This window comes from Shinella sp. NM-101 (assembly GCF_021401195.1).
In the GTDB taxonomy this organism is placed as follows: Bacteria; Pseudomonadota; Alphaproteobacteria; order Rhizobiales; family Rhizobiaceae; genus Shinella.
In genome coordinates this window covers 105,720-127,048 of sequence record NZ_JACBFT010000010.1, presented here as the reverse complement: position 1 = coordinate 127,048, position 21,329 = coordinate 105,720, and the positions used below count along the sequence as shown (strand labels likewise).

Sequence of the window (21,329 nt, the reverse complement as noted above, 5' to 3'; positions counted from 1 at the left end):
TATTCAAGGCCCGGGTCGCAAAAATCCGGCTGTGTCCCAAATGTGACACGGCCCCGCCCAATTGAAATGGCGATCTATATTTTAGAGAATTTTAAGGAGTGTTTGGAAGATTATTTCGTACGTCTCGAATGCTGAGGGGCTTCAGAAAAAACTTACGCAATCTTGCGAACCGCACGCAGGATTCCCTGATGAGAAGTGGGGTTTGCCAAGCCGGTGCTCCTCTTCGATAGTCGGCCTCGGAATAGGCGGTGGAGGCCGCTCAGTGATATTGGGGGAGTATGAATGATCAACACGATCTTCAAGAATGGAATTCTGACGGCAGCGGCCTTTGCGGCCCTTGCCACCACCGCCCAGGCCGGCGGCTACAGCCGCGGCGAGGCCGACACGGACATTCTGTTCGAAAGCGGCGATTTCATCTTCCGCGCGGGTGCGACGTATGTTTCCCCGCGCCGTACGTTCAAGACGACGGGCGCGGCGGGTGCTGCGAATAACGACGGCGTCTACACGAACGATTACTGGATCCCGAGCGTTGCCGCGAAGATCAGCGTTTCCGAGAATTTTGCGTGCGCATTGACCTATACTCAGCCATTCGGTGCGGATGCGACGTACGGAAATGACGTGCGTGGTCTTCAGGTGAAGCCCTACAGTGACAAGGGTTTTGAGACGAATGAATATGGTGCGACTTGCGACGTCAAGTTCGACGCAGGGGCGGGTAAAATTCATCTTCTGGGTGGTATCTTCCTGCAGGACTTCACTTACGATGCTGTAGTTCAGCCGGCGTTTTCTCCGTTGCAGGGCAAGTTCCACCTCCAGGATGATTCCGCGTTCGGTTACCGGATCGGCGTGGCATACGAGATAACCGAGTATGCTCTTCGGGTATCTTTGATGTATCGTTCGAAGGTAAAGCACGAGGCGGACGAGGGATACCTGGATATGACCGCTCTGGGTGGCGGTCGGGCTTCGGCGACCGGGTATGGTACGCTGCCTCAGTCTCTTAAGCTCGCCGTCCAGTCGGGCGTTGCACCTGGCTGGTTGGTTTATGGTTCGGTCAAATGGACCGATTGGAGCGTACTAGATTCTCTGAATTATAATATCGCTGCTCCGCCGATGGCTGGTGGTGGTCCGGGCAAGGATATCTACAACTGGAAGGACGGCTGGACCATCCAGGCAGGCGTCGCCCACGTCTTCAATGAAAAGCTGACCGGCACGGTCAACCTGACCTGGGACAGCGGCGTCAGCACCGGTGCTGATATCCATGAGGCTTCGGTTACGCTTGGAGCAGGCGTTCTCGCCAAGCTTGGCCCGGGCGATCTGCGCTTCGGCGCCGGCATTACTCACATGTCGACCGGCAGCCAGTCCGTTGCCAAGGGCGCGACCTTCGACGCCACCGGCGGCGGCGGCTGGGCTTATGGCGTGACGGGTTCCTACAAGATCTCGTTCTAAGCCCAAGATGGCTTTCGGAAAAAATCGGGTCTGGCGTCATCGCCAGGCCGTTTTTCTTGGTTAACGTTTCCTTGCCTTCAGGCCCCTTGCATGGGGAAATCACAACGACGTCTGAAAATATGTGACGGAATCGCAACACATTTTTTTCCAGAGTTTGCTACACCCATTGGGAAGCGACGAAATGTCCATTTCCCGCCACAAACGGGGCGCAGCGATAGGGGCATGTAGACGCGTGGAACCGCGCCCAAGGGAAACGATGAGCCAGCCGATGTCATTGTCGCCGGAAATGCCGGAAACCTGCACGAAGCCCGTGCATGTCCGGTTCGGCACAGGCAGGAAGCCTTGGCGCGGAATTGTAAAAGTGATGCCCAAGTCCGAGTTGTTACCGATGAAAGTAGTGGTAATGGGCCTTTGCCTTTCGCTGTCCTCCTGGATGGCGCCGCAGGCTCTCGCATTCGATCCCCAGGCCGGCGTCAGCAAGGAAAGCGGCCCCTTCGACCTCTTCAAGTTCGGTTTCTTCTCCTACAAGGAAGGCCGCAAGAGCGATGCCGTCGAGGCCTACCGCTATGCGGCGGAAAAGGGCCATACCGGTTCGCGCTGGGCGCTCGCCAACATGTATGCCGACGGCGACGGCGTGCCGGAAAACGACCTCGAAGCCTTCAAGATCTACAGCGAGATCGCCCAGGCCGGCGTCGAGCCCGGCTCGGAGGACACGGGTTACTTCGCCAATGCGCTGATCGCGCTTGCCAGCTACTACCGCCGCGGCATTCCCGACAGTCCGGTGAAGATCGACCTTTCGCAGGCGCGCCAGCTCTATTTCCAGGCGGCGTCCGCATTCGGGATCCCCGAAGCGCAGTTCCAGCTCGGTCGCATGATGCTGACGGGCGAGGGCGGTTCTGTCAGCGTGCACCAGGCCAAGAAGTGGCTGAACCGCGCGCGCAACAACGGCCATGCCGGCGCCATGGGGCTATTCGGCAACATCCTCTTCCAGGAGGGCGACACGACGCGGGGCCTTGCGATGATGACAGCCGCGCTCGATCATTGCCCGCCGAAGGACTGTGCCTGGCTCCAGGCAACGCAGGAAGAAGCCTTCTCCGTCGCCAGCGAGGAGGACCGCCGCAAGGGCGTCGCGCTCGCACAGAGCATCCGCTTCAATCCCAACGAATAATCCACCGGCCCGTGCGCCCCGCTGCGCGGCAGAGCTAGGCGGCGAAATCGAGCACTGCGACGACGGGAACGTGGTCCGACGGCTTTTCCCAGTTGCGGACATGCTTTTCGACGCCGGTCGACACGAGACGGTCCGCGGCTTCCGCCGACAGCATCAGGTGGTCGATGCGGATCCCGAAGTTCTTCGGCCAGCATCCCCCCTGGTAATCCCAGAACGTATAGAGCGGCACGCCGTCCGAGGTGGCGCGCACGGCATCCGTGAGGCCGAGGTTTTCGAGGCGGCGGAAGGCCTGCCGCGTCGGGGGCAGGTAGAGGGCGTCCCGTTCCCAGACCTTCACGTCCCAGCAATCGTGCGGCTCGGGGATGACATTGTAGTCCCCCGCCATCACCAGCGGTTCCTCGAGCGCCAGCCGGTCCTCGGCAAAGGCGACGAGCCGGTCCATCCAAGCGAGCTTGTAGGGATATTTCACCGGGTCGTCGGCCGGGTTGCCGTTCGGCAGGTAGATCGAGCAGACGCGGATCGCGCCGCCGTCGATGGAGAACACGCCCTCGATGAAGCGCGCCTGCTCGTCGCCGTCGCCGCCGGGAAGGCCGCGGCTCACCTCGTCGGGGCGGATCTTCGAGAGGAGGGCGACGCCGTTGAAACCCTTCTGGCCGTGCGTCTCGATGTGATAGCCAAGGGCCTCGATCTCGCCGCGCGGAAAACCTTCGTCGACCGTCTTGATCTCCTGCAGGGCGACGATGTCGGGCGCCGACTCCTTGAGCCAGGCGACCAGATTGTCGATGCGCGCCCGCACCCCATTGATGTTCCAGGTGGCAATCTTGATCGGCATGCGGGTTCCTGTCGGGTTGGTTCAGACCGAGAAGCTGGTGCCGCAGCCGCAGCTTGCCACGGCGTTCGGGTTCTTGATCTGGAAGGACTGGCCGAGCAGGTTGTCGACGAAGTCGATCTCGGACCCGTCCATGTAGACGAGGGAGAGCTGGTCGATCAACACCCTTGCATCGTCCTTTTCGAGCACGAGGTCGTCGTCCTGCTGGTCCTCGACGAGGTCGAACTTGTAGGAAAAACCGGAACAGCCGCCGCCTTCGACCGAAACGCGCAGCGCCTGCTTTTCCGGCGCCGAGCCGAGGATCGAGGCGATGCGCCGTGCGGCCGCGTCGGAGATGGTTACGGACTTGTCGGTCATGTCTGCCTCCTGCCGGGGTCAAGATCCGGAGAGAATCGCTTCGTGTACGGACGGCGATTTTGTCGCCGGAACGTTCGGACTACCGCGCACCGTGTGAAACAAGCCTTTGAAAAGACTTGTCTTTCAAGCGCGCCTTGCAGCCGGACTTGCCGCTATGCACACTATAGGTATGAAGGCATTGAGGCCGCGTCAATGGGCGGCGTGAATGCAGGTGACGAATGACGTTTGACAGACATGCGCTGGGTTTCGGCGCGGGACAGCGCGCCATCTACGCTTCCGACCCGTGGTCAACGCGCGGGCGGCTCTTTCCCGAGCCGGAAAGCCCGACGCGCTCGGATTTCCAGCGCGACCGCGACCGTATCGTCCACACGACGGCCTTCCGTCGCCTCAAGCACAAGACCCAGGTCTTCATCGCCGCCGACGGCGATCACTATCGCACCCGGCTCACCCACACGATCGAGGTCGCGCAGATCGCCCGCGCGCTCGCCCGTGCCCTCAAGCTCGACGAGGACCTCGCCGAGGGCGTCGCGCTGGTGCACGATTTCGGCCACACCCCGTTCGGCCATACCGGCGAGGACGCGCTGCATGCGGTGCTGGAGCCCTTCGGCGGCTTCGACCACAATGCCCAGTCGCTCCGCATCGTCACCAAGCTCGAACGGCGCTATGCCGATTTCGACGGGCTGAACCTCACCTGGGAGAGCCTGGAGGGCCTCGTCAAGCACAATGGTCCGCTGATCGGCCCGACCGGCGAGTGCACGCACGGTGACGACGTGCCGCGCCCGATCCTCGAATACTGCGCCGTGCACGACCTGGAGCTCGGCAGCTTCGCCAGCCTGGAAGCGCAGGTGGCGGCGATCGCCGACGACATCGCCTACAACACCCATGACATCGACGACGGCCTGCGCTCCGGCTACCTCGACTTCGAGATGCTGGAGGAGGTGCCGTTTCTCGCGCGGCTGATGAAGGAAGTGCACGACCGCTACCCCGGCCTGGAAGCGCCGCGCTTCACCCACGAGATCATGCGCCGCCAGATCACCGCCATGGTCGAGGACGTGATCAGCTATGCCCAGCAGGCGATCCGCGACGAGCGGCCGGAAAGCGCCGACGACGTGCGCAAGGCTCACCGGTGCCTGGCGACGTTCTCCGAGGAGATGGCGGTGACGGACAGGCAGATCAAGAAGCTGCTGTTCTCCCGCATCTACCGCCATCCGGACGTGATGCGGGTGCGGGCGAACGCCGCCTCCATCCTGACGGACCTCTATCACGCCTATATGGACGACCCGCAATTGATGCAGGGGCACTACTGGGTGGACCGCATCGCGACCATGCCGGAATCGGCGCGCGCCCGCCATGTCGGCGATTATCTCGCCGGAATGACCGACAATTACGCGATCAACACGCATCGCCGTCTGTTTGACCATACCCCCGAATTACGATAGTCAGCCGCCACCTGAACTTCTTCGCAGGCCTGGCCCTCCGGGAGGCCGCTGCGCGCGGATGGATGAGATGAACCTTTTTACAGACTTCGACAGCAGAATCAAAAACGTACTCGAAGGACTTGAGATCGTCCGTGAAAAGCGCTCCGAACTCGATTTCGGCCGCGTCAGCGTCGAGCCGCCGCGCGACCAGAGCCATGGCGACGTCGCGACCAATGCGGCGATGGTTCTGGCCAAGCCGCTCGGCCTCAATCCGCGGGCGCTTGCCGACCTCATCGTCGCCGAGCTGAAGAACGACCCCGAGGTCGCCGATGTCAGCGTCGCCGGCCCGGGCTTCATCAACGTGCGCCTTTCCGTTCCCTACTGGCAGAAGCTGCTTGCCGCCGTGGTCACGGCCGGCACGGATTACGGCCGCGGCGCGCTGGGCGCCGGCCGCAAGGTCAATGTCGAATATGTCTCGGCCAACCCGACCGGCCCGATGCATGTCGGCCATTGCCGCGGCGCCGTGGTGGGCGATGCGCTCGCCAACCTGCTCGCCTTTGCCGGCTATGACGTGACCAAGGAATACTACATCAACGACGCCGGCTCGCAGATCGACGTGCTGGCCCGCTCCGCCTTCCTGCGCTATCGCGAGGCGCTGGGCGAGACGATCGGCGAGATTCCCTCCGGCCTTTATCCGGGCGACTATCTCGTGCCGGTCGGCGAGGCGCTCGCCGAGGAATTCGGCACGACCCTGCGCGCCATGCCCGAATACCAGTGGATGCCGATCGTCAAGGAGAAGACCATCGCCGCGATGATGGCGATGATCCGCGAGGACCTCGCCGCCCTAAACGTCACGCATGACGTGTTCTTCTCCGAGCGCTCGCTGCACGCCGGCAACGGCGCGCCGATCCGCACCGCGATCAACGACCTCACCTTCAAGGGCCATGTCTACAAGGGCGTGCTGCCGCCGCCGAAAGGCCAGGTGCCGGAAGACTGGGAGGATCGCGAGCAGACGCTCTTCCGCTCGACGGAAGTCGGCGACGACATCGACCGTCCGCTGATCAAGTCGGACGGCTCCTATACCTACTTCGCCGCCGACGTCGCCTACTTCAAGGACAAGTTCGACCGCGGCTTCGACGAGATGATCTACGTGCTCGGCGCCGACCATGGCGGCTACGTCAAGCGCCTGGAGGCCGTCGCGCGCGCCGTCTCCGAGGGCAAGGCCAAGCTGACGGTCCTCCTCTGCCAGCTCGTCAAGCTTTACCGCAACGGCGAGCCGGTGAAGATGTCGAAGCGTTCGGGCGATTTCGTCACGCTGCGCGACGTCGTCGACGAGGTCGGCCGCGATCCGGTGCGCTTCATGATGCTGTACCGCAAGAACAGCGAGCCGCTCGACTTCGACTTCGCCAAGGTGACCGAGCAGTCCAAGGACAATCCGGTCTTCTACGTGCAGTATGCCCATGCGCGCTGCATGTCGGTGTTCCGGCAGGCCGCCGAGGCCTTCCCGGGGCTCGATGTCGCCGCGCTCGATCTGGCCGGCGCGATCGATGGAAATATCGCCGATCCGAGCGAGTTGCAGCTTCTTGCAAAACTGGCAGAATATCCCCGTGTGATCGAGGCCGCTGCACTGGCGCAGGAGCCTCATCGCATCGCGTTTTACCTCTATGATCTTGCCAGCGCGTTCCATGCGCACTGGAACAAAGGTAAGGAACAGCCGGAATTACGGTTTGTTAACGATAAGAATAGAGAATTGAGCATCGCCAGACTTGGGCTGGTGCACGCTGTCGCGTCTGTTCTTAAGTCGGGCCTGTCCATTACAGGCACCGCAGCACCGGACGAAATGCGATAACGTCACCATTTGCCCACAATAAGCTGGCAAACGCGTCTTTGTAGCTTACGAGTGGGAAGCAGTATGGCAGACAAGAACTTCGCGCGAAGCGGAACCGCCGACAGGGGTCTCTTGGCAGAAGATGACCCGTTGAGCGAGCTTGCCCGCCTCGTCAGTCTCGAGCCGCGTCCTGTTCAGGATATCGACAGGTCCTTCTCCGACGCCGTCCAGGCGGCGCCGCGGCATGAAAATCCCGTCTTCGCTCTCGAGGACGAGCTCCTGCGCGCCTTCGAGCAGTACGATGCCCCGGCGCCCGCCGTGGACCCGGTCGTCGCCCAGCCGGCGGCGGCCCGCCATGTCGAGCCCGTTTTCGAGGAGCCGGCGCCGGTCGAGGAAGACCGTGCGTCCTTCATCGACGAGATCCCGACGCGGGGCGTTGCCCCCGGCGGGCCGGTGCACCAGGAGCCGTCCTTCCACGAGGCCGTCGAGCCCGCTTTCGCCGGGCAGTCGTTCGTGGAGCCCGGCCCGCAGGCCGATCCGGCCCTGCTTCTCGCCGACGAACTGGAGACGTCCGTCAGCGACGTGCCGCCGGTCGATGCCGGGCCGGACCTTCATGCGGGCCATCTCTTTGCCTACCGGTTCGAGCCCCGCTTCGAGGAGCCGGCGCGCCACGAGCCGGTTGCCGAGCCGCGTTTCGAGGAAGCGCCCCATGTCGAGGAGCAGCCCGTTTTCCTGGGGCTTCAGCCGCTGTCCGGCGACGACGCTGCCGCCGGCGACATCGGCCTCGATCTGGAGCACGAGCTGGAACTTTCGATCGGCGACGGCTTTGCCGACGAGCGCGTGGCGGATGGCCGCCCGGACGATGGCGCGGAAGCCGCGTTCGTCGCGCCGGTTCCGGTTGCTGTCGAGGCCGTCGCAACCAATATCGAGCCGAGCTTCGACGGCTGGATGCCGGTCGATTCCGGCGTCGAGCATGCCGAGCCGTTCCACGCCGAACCCGCCTATGCCGGCGAGGAGCCGCAATTCGTGGCGCAGATGCCGCTCGAGACGCGGGAAGACCGCGCCCGCGCCGCCGCCCGGATCGAGGCGCAGTGGCAGGCCGAGGCGACCGAGCCCGTCTTCGATGCGGAGCCCGCCTATCAGGTGGAGTCCGTCGAGACCGGCGGCAATTACGATCGCGACGCGCTGCTGGCCGAGGTCGAGCGGTTCCCCGTGCCGGAACCCCGTTCGCCGCTGTCCGCCGAAACGGCCGCCGCGGCGGCCGCCGTCGTTGCCGCAGCCGCCGCGCGCAGCAATACGCCGGCCAATATCTCCGCCATCTTCGGCCGCGCGACGCCGACCGCGCACCGCGAACCCGTCGTCGAGAAGGCCGCAACGCCGTTCGTCGAACCGGCGGCGGCGCCCGTCCAGCCCATTGAACCTCCTGTCGTCGAGGCCCGGCGCGAACCCGTCGCCACGCCTGCGCCGGCCGTTTCCGAGCCCGAGCTCGATTTCGAGAGCCTGGAGTTCGACCTTTCGGACATAGACCTCGACCTCTCCGATTTCTCGCTGGACGACGAGCCGGTGAAGCAGGAGGCCAGGCCCGTCGAGGTGAAGCCGGAAGTCGCACCGCCGGTAGCGGCAGAGACGCCCGTCCGGCGCGAGCCGGCCGTCGCCATCCCCGTTTCCACCTATACCAGGCCGCAGCCGGTCGCCGCCGAGGCCAATGACGGCGTCCTGCCGTTCGACCCGGCGATGATCGCCGATACGGACGAGGGCGTCTCGCCGGTCACCGAACTCGACGTGCCGCACCTTCCCCTCGTCGAGAAGGAGAAGCCGCCGGCCTATCAGCCCGACTACGATCTCGACATCGACGCTGAGATGGCGCAGCTCTTCACCGAGCCTGCCGCCAGGCCGCGCAATGAGGACCTGCAGAGAGGCGCCGCCGCCAGCGCGGCTACCGCCGCCGCCCAGCCGGTAACGCAGATCAACGATGTGGACGATTTCGAGCGTGCGCTGGAAGAGGACTTCCGTCGCTCGCTGAACCAGCCGGAGCGCATGGCGATCCCGGTCGATCCGGGCCAGGCGACGACGCTCTATTCCGGCGACGGCTACGATGACGAGACGGCCCGCCCGCGCCGCGGCATGCTGATCGCCGCCTCCGTCGCGGGCCTGCTGTTGATCGGCGGGGGCGCCGTCTACGCCTGGTCGGCCTTCACCGGCGGCTCGGTCGGCGGTTCCGGCGAGCCGCGCGTCATCCTTGCCGACAAGGAGCCGATCAAGATCGTGCCCGAGGAAAAGGGCGGCAAGACCGTTCCGAACCAGGACAAGGCCGTTTACGACCGCGTCGCGGGCGACACCACCAGCCGGCCGCAGCAGGAACAGCTCGTCACCTCCACGGAGGAGCCGGTCGATGTCGTGCAGCGCACGCTGACGCCCGAGACCCTGCCGTTCGACGGTCCGGAAGACGGCCCCGATCTCGCGGCATCCGAAGAGGACAACCGCCTCCTGCCGGGCGTCGACGAACCGGAGACGGCAGCAGCCGCGGCCGCGGCCAGCGACAAGCCGGTCGTTTCCCCGCGCAAGGTCAAGACGATGATCGTCAAGCCGGACGGCACGCTCGTCGCCCGCGAGGACACGGTCACCGAAACCGCGCAGCTCGACGCCAAGGCCACCGCCACGACCGGCGGCGCCTCCGGCGAGGCGGCTGCGACGGCAAACGCGGCGCTCGATGCGGACGCCTCGCTGCGCGCCGAGCAGACAGCGGCGGAAGCAAAGCCCCGTTCGGCGCTTGCGGAAGTCGCCGAAACCCAGGTCGACGGCACGGCGCCGGTGCGCACCGTGAAGACGACGACGATCGGTTCCGCGGCAACGGCCACGGCCGGCGACAACGCGCCCGTTCCGGCAGCCCGCCCCGCCGACCAGCCGGTGAACGTCGTCGGCACGGTCACCGAGAACGGCAGGGTTTCGGCCACCGAGACCGCCTCGGCGACCCAGGTCCCGCAGGCGAGCGCCGAGCAGGCCCAGGTCGCGCCGGGCGGCTACGTCATCCAGATCGCCTCGCTCCCCTCGGAGGCCGAAGCGCAGAAGACCTACAACTCGCTGTCCTCCAAGTTCGGCAACGTGATCGGCGGCCGCGGCGTGGACATCAAGAAGGCGGAAATCCCCAACAAGGGCACCTTCTTCCGCGTCCGCATTCCGGCCGGCTCGCGCGAAGAGGCCAATACCCTTTGCAGCCGCTACAAGAGCGCGGGCGGAAGCTGCCTCGTCACCCGCTGAGGCTGACCCCGATTCCTGACGAGGCGCGGCACGGTCCGCGCCTCTTCGATTCCCGGGCCATGCGCCCTTCGTCTTCCCCGAACCCCCAAGATTGCGGACATGAGCGAATCGAAATCCTTCATTTCGGGCTGCAAGGGCCTGAGCCTCACCGACGACGAAAAGGCCTTCTTCCGCAACGAGCGTCCCTGGGGTTTCATCCTCTTCGGCCGCAATATCGGCGAGCCGGCACAGGTCGCGGACCTGACGGCCGAGATGCGCGCGTGCATCGGCGGCGGCGCGGACATTCCGGTGCTGATCGACCAGGAGGGCGGTCGCGTCCAGCGCATCAAGCCGCCGCATGTCCAGCAGTATCCGAACGCCGCCGCGCTCGGCGCCATCTACCGTGCGGACGAGGAGCGGGGCCTGCGCGCCGCCTGGCTGATGTCGCGCCTGCACGCCTTCGATCTGCTGCGCCTCGGCATCAATGTCGACTGCCTGCCGGTGCTCGACGTCGCCGTTCCGGGCGTGCACGACGTCATCGGCAACCGTGCCTACGGGCAGGAGCCGGAGATCGTCTCGGCCATGGGCAAGGCAGCGTCGGACGGCCTCAAGGCCGGCGGCCTGCTGCCGATCATGAAGCACATGCCGGGCCATGGCCGCACCATGGTCGATTCGCACCACGACCTGCCGGTCGTCCACGCAAGCCGCAAGGAGCTGGAAGCCTGCGACTTCGTGCCCTTCCGGCGCATGAAGGACGAATTGATGGCGATGTCCGCCCATATCGTCTTCACCGCCATCGATGCCGACAATCCGGCGACCACCTCGGCGAAGGTGGTCGAGGAGGTCATCCGCGGCCATATCGGTTTCGACGGGCTCCTGATGTCAGACGACGTGTCCATGAACGCCCTTCGCGGCGATATTGCCGAAAGAAGCCGGGGAATCATCGCTGCCGGGCTCGACATGGTGTTGCATTGCCATGGCATCATGGACGAAATGGTTGCGGTGACCGAAAACGTTCCCGCATTGGCCGGCGAGAGCCTGCGGCGGGCGAATGCGGTGTGCGCAGGCTTCCCGGCGCCCGACGGTGCGGACGAGGAGGCGCTGCGCGAGGAATTCAACGCCATGATCGCGGTCGCCTGACGGCCGCGGCAGGGGCAGCGGGGAGCGACGTGCAGGCAACGGGCTCGAAGCCACCGGGGAAGGGACGCGGCGCGCAGGCGCCGATGGCCGACCTGTGGCAGGACGACGCCGGGGAGCGGGGGCTTTCGGAAGAGAGCCTCGTCGTCGATCTTGCCGGCTTCGAAGGCCCGCTCGACCTTCTCCTACATCTCGCGCGCACGCAGAAGGTGGACCTCACCCGCATTTCCGTGCTGGCGCTCGCCGAGCAGTATCTCGTCTTCATCGACAGGGCGCGGAAGATCCGCATCGAGCTTGCCGCCGACTATCTCGTCATGGCCGCCTGGCTCGCCTATCTGAAGTCCCGCCTGCTGATCCCCAAGCAGGCGAAGGATGACGGACCCTCGGGCGAGGAGATGGCGGCAAGCCTCGCCTTCCGCCTGAAGCGTCTGGAGGCGATGCGCGATGCCGCCACCCGGCTCGTCAACCGCAACCGCCTCGGCCGCGACGTCTTCGCGCGCGGCATGCCGGAACATATCCCCACCGAGCGGCGCTCCGCCTTCGAGGCCTCGCTCTACGACCTGCTCAACGCCTATGCATCGCTGCGCCAGCGCCATGCCGTCACCCAGGTCACCATCGAGAAGCGCACCGTCTGGTCGCTCGCCGACGCGCGCGAGATCCTCTCCCTGCTCGTCGGTGACGTGGACGACGACTGGACGGCGCTCGATCATTTCATGCTGCGCTACCTCAGCGATCCCGCCGAGCGCACGACGGCCATCGCCAGCGCCTTCGCCGCGACGCTGGAACTCGTCAGGGAAGGGCGCCTGGAACTGCGGCAGGACGGCGCGTTCCAGCCGCTCTACCTTCGCCGCGGTCCGAAGGCCGGCGAGCCCGAGGACGATGACGGGAGCGCCGGGCGTGATTGAAGAGGATGAGGACGGCGCACCGCACGGGGCGGAAGGCGGCATGGTGGTCGATCCGCGCCGGCTGCACGAAGCCGCGCGAATCGCCGAAGCGCTGGTCTTCGCCTCCGCCGGTCCGGTTTCCGAGGCCTATATCGCCGAGCGCCTGCCGCGCGGCGTGGACGTGGCGCATGTCCTGCGCGAGTTGAAGGCGCTCTACGCCGGCCGCGGCGTCAATCTCGTGCAGGTGGGCGATGCCTGGGCCTTCCGCACCGCGCCGGATCTGTCTTTCGTCATCCGCACGGACGAGACCGAGGTGCGCAAATTGTCGCGCGCCGCGCTCGAGGTGCTGTCGATCATCGCCTATCACCAGCCGGTCACCCGCGCCGAGATCGAGGACATCCGCGGCGTGCAGACGTCCAAGGGTACGCTCGACGTGCTGATGGAGGCCGGCTGGGTGCGCCTTCGCGGTCGCCGGCGCTCACCGGGTCGCCCCGTAACCTTCGGCACGACAAGGGATTTCCTCGACCATTTCGGCTTCGAGGACGTGCGCGACCTGCCGGGCCTGGAGGAACTGAAGGGCGCCGGCCTGCTTTCCGGCCGGATTCCCTCCAATTTCCAGGTGCCCCTGCCGCTCGGCGAGGAGGAAATGGCGGAGGACGAGGATCCGATCACCCAGTTCGACCTTGAGGAGCTCGGTCTCTTGACACCGGGCGGAAAAGAGGACGAATAGGCCGAGGCTTGTGAACGGCCGTTGCGTCGGCAGATGGCCGGCGGCAGGGAAAGACTTCGAAAATGGCTTCGGACCCGTCCGGTTCCACCGGCATCGAGACGAGACGGGTTTCGGCGGCGGCCTTCGCGGGGCGCTCGCCTTCGGGAGACACGGCCCTGCCGGGACGTGTCCATCACACACGGCCGGCTCGACAATCATCGCCCGGATTGCGTAATGTCATGCTTTCGGCTAACCACCGCGACATAGTGGTATTTGAAAAAGACGGCTGAACGGCTTACATCGGGTTCAGATTTCAACGGGAGTTAAGGGAATGGGTTCTTTCAGCATCTGGCATTGGCTGATCGTTCTGGTGGTGGTGCTGCTGCTGTTCGGCCGCGGCAAGATTCCGGAACTGATGGGTGACGTCGCCAAGGGCATCAAGAGTTTCAAGAAGGGCATGTCCGACGAGGAAAGCAGCGCCGCCGACCAGTCGAAGACGGTCGATCACAAGGCTGACGAAGCCAAGTAACCGGCGTTCGGCTGCGGGCAACGGCCTGCGGCCTCTAAGGACAGTATCCCATGCTTGATGTCGGCTGGACCGAAATACTCGTCATCGCCATCGTCCTGATCGTCGTGGTGGGTCCGAAGGACCTGCCGCAGATGCTGAGGACCTTCGGCCGCATGATGAGCAAGATGCGCGGCGTGGCGAGCGACTTCCGCCAGCAGTTCGACGAGGCGCTGCGCGAGGCCGATCTCGAAGACGTGCGCAAGACGATCGGCGAGGCCCAGAAGCTCAATCCGTTGAACACCATCCGGGACGCGGTCAATCCGCTGCGCCAGATGGGCGACGAGATCAAGGCCGATCTGCAGAAGTCGACCAGCGTCTCTCCGGCTTCCAGCCCGGCAGAGAGCGTTTCGAGCGCCCCGGTCGCCGTGCCCTCGGAGGCTGCAAAGCAGGCATCGGCAGAACCTGTCGCCGCCGTGCCGCTGAAGGCCGGCCCGACCAGCGCGACGGCGAAGAAGAAGCCGGCCGGGACCGCCGCCAAAGCCGCAAAGCCACGCAAGGCCGCCGCTAAGCCTGAGGGCGAGCCGAAGGCCGCTGCGGCCAGGGCGCCCGCGGCCAGGAAAACCGCCGCCACCAAGCCGAAGACGACGAAGACCAAGAAGGGCGACGCATGAGCGGCGATATCGAAGACAAGCCCCAGCCGCTGATCGAGCATCTGATAGAGCTTCGCCGGCGCTTGCTGTGGGCCGTCGGCGCGTTCTTCATTGCCTTCCTGGTCTGCTTCTATTTCGCCAAGCAGCTCTTCAACCTGCTCGTCCTGCCCTTCAAGTGGGCGGTGAGCTGGGCGGGCCTTTCCCATCGCCATGTCGAATTGATCTACACGGCGCCGCAGGAATTCTTCTTCACGCAGATCAAGGTCGCCATGTTCGGCGCGCTGGTCATCGCCTTCCCGGTGATCGCCCAGCAGATCTACAAGTTCGTCGCGCCGGGCCTCTACAAGAACGAGCGGGCGGCCTTCCTGCCGTTCCTGATCGCGTCGCCCATCCTCTTCCTCATCGGCGCGGCGCTGGTCTATTTCTTCTTCACGCCCATGGTCATGTGGTTCTTCCTGGCCATGGAGCAGGGCGGCGGCGAGGGGCAGGTCTCGATCCAGCTCCTGCCGAAGGTTTCCGAATATCTCAGCCTGATCATGTCGCTGATCTTCGCCTTCGGCCTCGTCTTCCAGCTTCCGGTTGTCTCCTCGCTCCTGGTGCGCGCGGGCTTCATCGATACGCAGGCGCTGGTCAGCAAGCGCAAATACGCCATCGTCATCGCCTTCATCGTGGCCGCGGTGCTGACGCCCCCCGATCCGGTCTCCCAGATCGGTCTTGCGCTGCCGGCCATCCTTCTCTACGAGATTTCCATCTACACGGCCCGACTCATCGAACGGCAGCGGGCGCGCGCCTCGGAAGCGCAGGATGCGGAAAACGAGGTCGTTGCAACGCCGGGCGAGGCCGACTGAGGTCTTGCCGGCGGCGTTGCCGCAGGTCGCTGCCGGGCGCCGTCGGGTTTCATCCACGGAAAACGCCTGGAACGACGATGCTTGATATAAAATGGATCCGCGACAACGCCGACGCCCTCGATGCCGCTCTCGCCAAGCGCGGTGCGAGCCCTCTCGCCCGGACGCTGATCGACCTCGACGAGAGGCGCCGCAGCGTCATCCAGAAGGCGCAGGACATGCAGTCGCGCCGCAACGCCGCCTCCAAGGAGATCGGCGCGGCGATGGCCGGCAAGAATACCGAGCTCGCCGAGAAGCTGAAGGCCGAGGTGTCGGCGATCAAGGACCAGCTCCCAGCCGCCGAGGAGGAGGAGCGCCAGGTGACGGCCGAGCTCAATGACGCCCTGTCGCGCATCCCGAACATCCCCCTCGACGACGTGCCGGTCGGCTCGGACGAGGCGGGCAATGTCGAGACGCGCAAATGGGGCAACAAGCCCGGCTGGAACCACAAGGCGCTGGAGCACTTCGACATCGGCGAGGCGCTTGGGTGGATGGATTTCGAGGCGGCCGCAAGGATCGCCGGCTCGCGCTTCACGGTGCTGAAGGGCCAGCTCGCGCGCCTCGAACGCGCGCTCGGCCAGTTCATGATCGACATGCACACGCAGGAGCACGGCTATACGGAAGTCCACGCGCCGCTCCTCGTGCGTGACGACGCCATGTACGGCACCGGCCAGCTCCCGAAATTTTCCGAAGACCTCTTCCGCACCACGGACGGCCGCTGGCTGATCCCGACCGCGGAAGTCTCGCTCACCAATCTCGTGCGCGAGGAAATCCTCGACCAGGAGAAGCTGCCGCTGCGCTTCACCGCGCTGACGCCGTGCTTCCGTTCGGAAGCCGGCTCGTCGGGCCGCGACACGCGCGGCATGCTGCGCCAGCACCAGTTCATGAAGTGCGAGATGGTCTCGATCACCGATGCGGACAGCTCGATCGACGAGCTGGAGCGCATGACGGCCTGCGCGGAGGAGGTGCTGAAGCGCCTCGGCCTGCACTACCGCGTCATGACGCTCTGCACCGGCGACATGGGCTTCGGCGCCCGCAAGACCTACGACCTCGAAGTCTGGCTGCCGGGACAGGACACGTTCCGCGAAATCTCCTCCTGCTCGGTCTGCGGCGATTTCCAGGCGCGCCGCATGAATGCGCGCTATCGCGGCAAGGACGAGAAGGCGACGCGCTTCGTCCATACGCTGAACGGCTCGGGCACGGCGGTCGGTCGCGCGCTGATCGCGGTGGTGGAGAATTACCTCAATGCCGACGGTTCGGTGACTGTGCCGGAGGTCCTGCTTCCCTATATGGGCGGGCTCACGAAGATCGAGAAGGCCGCCTGAGGCGGGGGAACGGAATGCGCATCCTTCTGACCAACGACGACGGAATCCACGCCGAGGGCCTGGCGGTCCTCGAACGGATCGCGCGTGAACTCACTGACGACGTCTGGGTCGTGGCGCCGGAGACGGACCAGAGCGGCCTTGCGCATTCGCTGACCCTCTCCGAGCCGCTGCGCCTGCGCAGGATCGACGACAAGCGCTTCGCACTGCGCGGCACGCCGACGGACTGCGTCATCATGGGCGTGCGCGAGGTGCTCGACAGGAAGCCGGACCTCGTTCTTTCGGGCGTCAATGCCGGCGCCAACATGGCCGACGACGTCACCTATTCCGGCACCATCGCCGGCGCCATCGAGGGGACGCTGCAGGGCATCAAGTCGATGGCGCTGAGCCAGGCCTACAACCATGCCGGCGGCCGCGTCGTGCCGTGGGAAGTGGCGGAGAGCTTTGCCCCGAACCTCATCCGCCAGTTGATGGACGTGGAACTGCCGGACTGGACGTTCTTCAACCTGAACTTCCCGAACTGCCCTCCCAAGGAGTTGCAGGGCGTCGAGGTGACGAGCCAGGGCAAGCTCGATTTCGGCCTGACGATCGAAGAGCGCGCCGACGGCCGCGGCTTTCCCTATTACTGGCTGCGTTTCGGCGAGCGCAAGGGCGACTTCCGCTCGGGCACCGACATCCATGCCGTGAAGAACCACAAGATCTCGGTCACGCCGCTCAAGCTCGACCTCACGGACTATACCGTGCTGGATCGCGTGAAGCGCGCACTCAGCGGAAAGGGCGACGATTGAGCACGGGCCGGGTGATCGAGAAGGAAGGTTTTGCCGCGCTGGCCTTGCGCCTGCGCGGCGAGGGCATCAACAATCTCGACCTTCTGACGGCTGTCGAACAGACGCCGCGCACGCTCTTCGTGCCGCCGCAGTTCGCGGGCGAGGCCTATTCCAGACGTCTCCTGCCGCTCGATTGCGGCTCTTTCATCGAGGGCATCGACCTTGCGGTCCGCCTGCTCAATCTCCTCAGCCTCAAGGCCGGCCAGCGCGTGCTGGAGGTCGGCACCGGCAGCGGCTTCACCGCCGCCGTCATGGGGCGGCTGACGGAACGGGTGCTGACGATCGACCGCTACCGCACGCTCGTCACCAATGCGCAGCAGTCCATCGAGAAGGCGGGCATCCGCAACGTCATCGTGCGCCAGGCCGACGGCAGCAACGGCATGCCGGGCGAGGGCACCTTCGACCGCATCCTCGTCACCGCCGCCTTTCCCGCCTTGCCCCGCTTCTTCGCCGAGCAGCTCGTGTCCGGCGGCATGCTGATCGCGCCGGTCATGGTGAGCGATACCGAGTGCCGCATGCTGAAGCTGGTGAAGACCGGCAGCCGCTTCGACCGCGAAGACCTTTTCGCGGTACCCTACCTGCCCATCGTCTCCCAGATGGCGCAGGCCCTCTAGATTCGTTTCCCATCGTCGATTTGCCCGGCTCGGCAGGCATTCGCCCGCTGAGTCCGCGGCTTTTTTTGCGCAAATCCACGCATCCTCCTCCAGTCGCTGCACGCAGGGCACGGATTCTCCGCACGAATACAGCGCGTTAACCTTTTGTTAATTTGCGCAAGCCTCGCGCAAGCTTCGGGGCGTAGGCCGGAAAGCGAAGCAGAAGGTTCCGCGTGGAACGCCGGTTTCCCAGCGGGTTCGGCCGTTCCGATGGAGAGGGAAATGTACGTCTCGAACAGGATCGCAAGCGGTTCTACCGGCGACAGCCTCGCTTATCTGGCGACGAGGGCTGCCGGCGCGGCCGTCGAGGAGAATGCCGAGGCCGGTTCGAGCGCGCAACTTGCAGGCGGCAGCTACGATCCCTCGGCCCATGTCGGCCTGTCGGTGGACGCGCTGCTGGTGCTGAGCGTTGCGAAGGAAGAGATCGCTTACAATCAGCCCGCGCTGACCGCGGCCGAGCGCGACAATCTCGAAACGACGGAACTCGAAAAGCGCGAATATGCCGCCTACGGTCATTTCCTCGACGAGGGCGACCGCAAGGCCTACTATCGCGCCTATATCGAATATTACGACAGCATGCCGCCGCAGGACCAGGGCAGCGCCCGCTATGCCGGAACCCGCGAGCCGGCGATCGCCGCCCTGCGCGCCATCGCCTACAACGAAAGCGCGCTCGACATGACGGTGCCCGGCAGCGCCCTGGAGAATGCGACGAGCGCCGGCGAACGGACGGCCCGGCGCGCCACGCCCATTTCGGCGATCTTCCAGCCGGGGCAGGGCGACTTCGAGAACGCCGCCCGTGTCGCCGGCCGGATCTCGCGCGCCGACGCCATGTACGCGACCGGTTTCTGACCCCGTCCGCCGTCATCGAGCCACGGCGCGAAGGCGCCATGGTTATCAATTCATCAAAAAAAATTGCGAAACGTCCGGCTTTAACCGGGCAGTAACTCTAACGCGCTTTAATCGGTCTAAATCAAGTAGCGTACCGATTGGGTAGTTTCATGCGTAAGAGTGTATCGCCGAGTTTTGGTAGGACCGCGACCCGCCTTATGGCGGCAGCCCTGCTGGCAAGCGTCGCGACCGGGTGCAGCTCGGACGCAAGCCGCTTCGGCGGCCTTTTTTCCAGCTCCGGTCAGGATAACATGACCACGAGCTCGGTCCCCCGCCGCACGCTTTTCGGCGGCAACGCCAATCCTGTTCCGCGCGGCGATATCGGCAACGGCGGGCAGCAATATGCCTCCGGCGGCCAGATGGGCTCCCGCAGCGAGGCGCTGAACCAGCCGTTCCCCGGTCAGGGCAACGTCTCCTACGATCCGATCAACACCTCGACGACCACCGGTTCCGGCACGCGCCTGGCGACCACACCGATGAGCGTCCAGCGCGGCGAACTGGCCGATCCCACCGCCAGCCGTGCGGCCGAACGCCAGGCCTCGCTCGGGCAGGAGATGCCGCCGCGCAAGGCAAAGCCGATCGTCGAGGACACGCTCACGACGGGGACCGTCAAGAGCAAGGCCGGCTGGTCGACGAACAACGCGCCGGTCGTCATGCTTCGCCAGGGCGAGAGCGTCACGACGCTCGCCAAGCGCTACGGCGTGCCGGAGAAGGAAATCCTCGCCGCCAACGGCCTGAAGCGCGCCTCGGACGCCGAGCCGGGCCAGAAGATCGTCATTCCCACCTTCAGCACGACGGCAAGCGCGGCCAAGGCCTCCACCGACAGCACGCTGAAGGTTGACAACAGGCTGCCGGCGCCCGAGCGCAGCGGCGAGCAGAAGGTCGCGATCCTGCCCGGCACCTCCACCCGTGACAAGGTGAAGTCGGAAAGCGGCCATGCGAATTCCAACCTCGCCGATGCCGGCGAGGGCAAGGGCAAGGGCGGCTACGAGGTGCAGCCGGGCGATTCGCTCGCCAAGATCGCCCGCAGCAACGGTGTTTCGGTCGAGGCGCTGAAGAAGGCGAACGGCATGCAGACCGCGTCGATCCGCATCGGCCAGAAGCTGGTCATCCCGGCCGCCGGCGAAGCCGCGACCGACAGGACCGTGACCGCATCTGTGCCCGTCAGCAAGAAGCTCGATGCGGCCGAAAAGAAGCCGGAAGCCTACAAGGCGCCGGTCAAGACGGTCTCGGTGAAGGAAGCCACGGAAAAGTCCGACGTGACGGACGCCGCGCCGGAAGCCACCGGCATCGGCAAGTATCGCTGGCCGGTGCGCGGCGCGGTCATCGCCGGCTACGGCGCCAATGTCGACGGCAACCGCAACGACGGCATCGACATCTCCGTTCCCGAGGGCACGCCCATCAAGGCCGCCGAGAACGGCGTCGTCATCTATGCCGGCAGCAGCCTGAAGGAACTCGGCAACGCGGTTCTCGTCCGCCACGACGACGGCACGGTCACGGTCTACGGCCATGCCGGCGAACTGAACGTGCAGCGCGGCCAGAAGATCCAGCGCGGCCAGACGGTCGCCTCCTCGGGCATGAGCGGCAATGCCACCCGCCCGAAGGTGCATTTCGAGGTGCGCAAGAACGCGACCCCGGTCAACCCGATGACCTTCCTGGAATAGGATCGGTCCGGCAGGCCACGGTTGAGAGGCCCGGCTTGCCGGGCCTTTTCATTTTGCCAGCGACTTGCCGAGGCGGCCGGCGAGGTCCTGCACATATTGCCAGGCGACGCGGCCGGAGCGCGAGCCGCGGGTGGTGGCCCATTCGAGGGCCTCGGCGTGCAGTTGCTCCTGCGGCAGGTCGAGCCCGAAATGGCTGGCATAGCCGTCGATCATCTCGATATACTCCGCCTGGCTGCACTTGTAGAAGCCGAGCCAGAGGCCGAATCGGTCGGAGAGCGAGACCTTTTCCTCCACCGCCTCGGACGGGTTGATCGCCGTCGACTGCTCGTTCTCGATCATGTTGCGCGGCAGGAGATGCCGGCGGTTTGACGTCGCATAGAGCAGCACGTTGTCCGGCCTGCCTTCCACGCCGCCGTCGAGCGCCGCCTTCAGCGACTTGTAGGACGTGTCGTCGTGGTCGAAGGACAGGTCGTCGCAGAAGAGGATGACGGGGAAGGGCACTTCCTTGAGGATGTCGAGAAGCGCCGGCAGGGTCGCGATGTCCTCGCGGTGCACCTCCACGAGCTTCAGCTTGGCCCCCGTTTCCTTCGCGGCAAGCGCATGCACGGACTTGACGAGCGACGACTTGCCCATGCCGCGCGCGCCCCACAGGAGCACGTTGTTGGCCGGCAGGCCCCTGGCGAAGCGGACGGTGTTGTCGACGAGGATGTCGCGCACATGCTCCACGCCGCGGATGAGCTCGATGTCGATGCGGTTCGGCCGCTTGACGGGCTGCACCTGAAGGCGTGCGGGCGCCCAGACGAAGACGTCGGCGGCGTCCCAGTCGTTGACGGCGGCGGCCGGGCCGGCGAGGCGTTCCAGTGCGGCGGTGATGCGGCCGATTTCGGCCAGCAGAAGCTTGACGTGATCTTCCTGCAATGTCT

Annotated in this window: 19 protein-coding genes; 16 read left to right on the top strand and 3 right to left on the bottom strand. The window is 65.3% G+C overall.

Translation table 11 applies throughout. The features are described from left to right. Window positions 1-282 precede the first annotated feature (282 nt). Both L0976_RS18955 and exoR read left to right on the top strand, forming a co-directional pair. Window positions 283-1,443: an OmpP1/FadL family transporter gene (locus tag L0976_RS18955; protein ID WP_234188821.1), complete on the top strand. Its 1,161-nt coding sequence runs from the start codon at window positions 283-285 to the stop codon at window positions 1,441-1,443. A 364-nt stretch (window positions 1,444-1,807) separates the two neighbouring features. Next, complete coding sequence (gene exoR / locus L0976_RS18950) at window positions 1,808-2,611, top strand: exopolysaccharide production regulator ExoR (protein WP_203319719.1); 804 nt, start codon at window positions 1,808-1,810, stop codon at window positions 2,609-2,611. A gap of 34 nt (window positions 2,612-2,645) precedes the next feature. On the opposite strand, the gene xth is transcribed toward exoR, so the two are convergent. Together xth and erpA are read right to left on the bottom strand one after the other, a co-directional pair. After that, window positions 2,646-3,437 carry an exodeoxyribonuclease III gene (xth, locus tag L0976_RS18945; RefSeq protein WP_234188877.1) on the bottom strand — a complete coding sequence of 264 codons (792 nt, stop codon included), beginning with the start codon at window positions 3,435-3,437 and terminating at the stop codon, window positions 2,646-2,648. Window positions 3,438-3,464: 27 nt separating this feature from the next. Next, window positions 3,465-3,797 carry an iron-sulfur cluster insertion protein ErpA gene (erpA, locus tag L0976_RS18940; protein WP_234188820.1) on the bottom strand — a complete coding sequence of 111 codons (333 nt, stop codon included), beginning with the start codon at window positions 3,795-3,797 and terminating at the stop codon, window positions 3,465-3,467. Between the two features lie 218 nt (window positions 3,798-4,015). Between erpA and L0976_RS18935 the strand changes: the two genes are divergently transcribed. The 14 genes from L0976_RS18935 to L0976_RS18870 all read left to right on the top strand — a co-directional run bounded on the left by L0976_RS18935 (window position 4,016) and on the right by L0976_RS18870 (window position 20,406). Further along, the gene (locus tag L0976_RS18935) at window positions 4,016-5,236 is read left to right on the top strand and encodes a deoxyguanosinetriphosphate triphosphohydrolase (protein ID WP_234188819.1); all 1,221 of its coding nucleotides are present in this window, start codon (window positions 4,016-4,018) and stop codon (window positions 5,234-5,236) included. A gap of 67 nt (window positions 5,237-5,303) precedes the next feature. Further along, window positions 5,304-7,064 (top strand): arginine--tRNA ligase, encoded by a 1,761-nt coding sequence (gene argS / locus L0976_RS18930; RefSeq protein WP_234188818.1) that lies wholly within the window; start codon window positions 5,304-5,306, stop codon window positions 7,062-7,064. Window positions 7,065-7,127: 63 nt separating this feature from the next. Beyond that, window positions 7,128-10,301, top strand: a complete 3,174-nt coding sequence (locus L0976_RS18925; protein WP_234188816.1) for an SPOR domain-containing protein — start codon at window positions 7,128-7,130, stop codon at window positions 10,299-10,301. Window positions 10,302-10,400: 99 nt separating this feature from the next. After that, window positions 10,401-11,420 carry a beta-N-acetylhexosaminidase gene (gene nagZ / locus L0976_RS18920; protein WP_234188814.1) on the top strand — a complete coding sequence of 340 codons (1,020 nt, stop codon included), beginning with the start codon at window positions 10,401-10,403 and terminating at the stop codon, window positions 11,418-11,420. Window positions 11,421-11,503: 83 nt separating this feature from the next. Continuing rightward, entirely contained in the window at window positions 11,504-12,322 is an 819-nt protein-coding gene (locus L0976_RS18915) for a ScpA family protein (RefSeq protein WP_234188812.1), read from the top strand. Then, window positions 12,297-13,031: an SMC-Scp complex subunit ScpB gene (gene scpB / locus L0976_RS18910; protein ID WP_370643718.1), complete on the top strand. Its 735-nt coding sequence runs from the start codon at window positions 12,297-12,299 to the stop codon at window positions 13,029-13,031. The genes L0976_RS18915 and scpB overlap by 26 nt, the downstream gene beginning before the upstream one ends. Before the next feature lie 310 nt (window positions 13,032-13,341). After that, the gene (locus L0976_RS18905) at window positions 13,342-13,539 is read left to right on the top strand and encodes a twin-arginine translocase TatA/TatE family subunit (protein WP_234188809.1); all 198 of its coding nucleotides are present in this window, start codon (window positions 13,342-13,344) and stop codon (window positions 13,537-13,539) included. Between the two features lie 50 nt (window positions 13,540-13,589). Further along, window positions 13,590-14,189, top strand: a complete 600-nt coding sequence (gene tatB, locus L0976_RS18900; protein ID WP_234188807.1) for a Sec-independent protein translocase protein TatB — start codon at window positions 13,590-13,592, stop codon at window positions 14,187-14,189. Continuing rightward, a complete protein-coding gene (gene tatC, locus L0976_RS18895; protein ID WP_203318777.1) occupies window positions 14,186-15,016 on the top strand; it encodes a twin-arginine translocase subunit TatC in 831 nt (276 codons plus the stop codon). The genes tatB and tatC overlap by 4 nt, the downstream gene beginning before the upstream one ends. Before the next feature lie 77 nt (window positions 15,017-15,093). Beyond that, window positions 15,094-16,377 carry a serine--tRNA ligase gene (gene serS, locus L0976_RS18890; RefSeq protein WP_203318778.1) on the top strand — a complete coding sequence of 428 codons (1,284 nt, stop codon included), beginning with the start codon at window positions 15,094-15,096 and terminating at the stop codon, window positions 16,375-16,377. A 14-nt stretch (window positions 16,378-16,391) separates the two neighbouring features. Continuing rightward, window positions 16,392-17,162, top strand: a complete 771-nt coding sequence (gene surE, locus L0976_RS18885; protein ID WP_234188805.1) for a 5'/3'-nucleotidase SurE — start codon at window positions 16,392-16,394, stop codon at window positions 17,160-17,162. After that, a complete protein-coding gene (locus L0976_RS18880; RefSeq protein WP_203318780.1) occupies window positions 17,159-17,815 on the top strand; it encodes a protein-L-isoaspartate(D-aspartate) O-methyltransferase in 657 nt (218 codons plus the stop codon). Before surE ends, L0976_RS18880 begins: the two co-directional genes overlap by 4 nt. Before the next feature lie 261 nt (window positions 17,816-18,076). Further along, window positions 18,077-18,703, top strand: a complete 627-nt coding sequence (locus L0976_RS18875; protein ID WP_234188804.1) for a biotin biosynthesis protein BioC — start codon at window positions 18,077-18,079, stop codon at window positions 18,701-18,703. A 149-nt stretch (window positions 18,704-18,852) separates the two neighbouring features. After that, a complete protein-coding gene (locus tag L0976_RS18870) occupies window positions 18,853-20,406 on the top strand; it encodes a peptidoglycan DD-metalloendopeptidase family protein (RefSeq protein WP_234188802.1) in 1,554 nt (517 codons plus the stop codon). Window positions 20,407-20,454: 48 nt separating this feature from the next. Here the strand turns inward: L0976_RS18870 and L0976_RS18865 are convergent, their stop codons facing one another. Beyond that, window positions 20,455-21,324 (bottom strand): ATP-binding protein, encoded by an 870-nt coding sequence (locus L0976_RS18865; protein ID WP_234188800.1) that lies wholly within the window; start codon window positions 21,322-21,324, stop codon window positions 20,455-20,457. Between the last annotated feature and the right edge of the window lie 5 nt (window positions 21,325-21,329).

Coding starts and splice junctions, on each gene's coding strand:
- nagZ (WP_234188814.1), top strand. CDS start 10,401: ATGAGCGAATCGAAATCCTTCATTTCGGGCTGCAAGGGCCTGAGCCTC.
- L0976_RS18915 (WP_234188812.1), top strand. CDS start 11,504: ATGGCCGACCTGTGGCAGGACGACGCCGGGGAGCGGGGGCTTTCGGAA.
- serS (WP_203318778.1), top strand. CDS start 15,094: ATGCTTGATATAAAATGGATCCGCGACAACGCCGACGCCCTCGATGCC.
- L0976_RS18955 (WP_234188821.1), top strand. CDS start 283: ATGATCAACACGATCTTCAAGAATGGAATTCTGACGGCAGCGGCCTTT.
- scpB (WP_370643718.1), top strand. CDS start 12,297: ATGACGGGAGCGCCGGGCGTGATTGAAGAGGATGAGGACGGCGCACCG.
- L0976_RS18935 (WP_234188819.1), top strand. CDS start 4,016: ATGACGTTTGACAGACATGCGCTGGGTTTCGGCGCGGGACAGCGCGCC.
- argS (WP_234188818.1), top strand. CDS start 5,304: ATGAACCTTTTTACAGACTTCGACAGCAGAATCAAAAACGTACTCGAA.
- tatC (WP_203318777.1), top strand. CDS start 14,186: ATGAGCGGCGATATCGAAGACAAGCCCCAGCCGCTGATCGAGCATCTG.
- L0976_RS18925 (WP_234188816.1), top strand. CDS start 7,128: ATGGCAGACAAGAACTTCGCGCGAAGCGGAACCGCCGACAGGGGTCTC.
- L0976_RS18870 (WP_234188802.1), top strand. CDS start 18,853: ATGCGTAAGAGTGTATCGCCGAGTTTTGGTAGGACCGCGACCCGCCTT.
- tatB (WP_234188807.1), top strand. CDS start 13,590: ATGCTTGATGTCGGCTGGACCGAAATACTCGTCATCGCCATCGTCCTG.
- exoR (WP_203319719.1), top strand. CDS start 1,808: ATGCCCAAGTCCGAGTTGTTACCGATGAAAGTAGTGGTAATGGGCCTT.
- L0976_RS18905 (WP_234188809.1), top strand. CDS start 13,342: ATGGGTTCTTTCAGCATCTGGCATTGGCTGATCGTTCTGGTGGTGGTG.
- L0976_RS18875 (WP_234188804.1), top strand. CDS start 18,077: ATGTACGTCTCGAACAGGATCGCAAGCGGTTCTACCGGCGACAGCCTC.
- surE (WP_234188805.1), top strand. CDS start 16,392: ATGCGCATCCTTCTGACCAACGACGACGGAATCCACGCCGAGGGCCTG.
- erpA (WP_234188820.1), bottom strand. CDS start 3,797: ATGACCGACAAGTCCGTAACCATCTCCGACGCGGCCGCACGGCGCATC.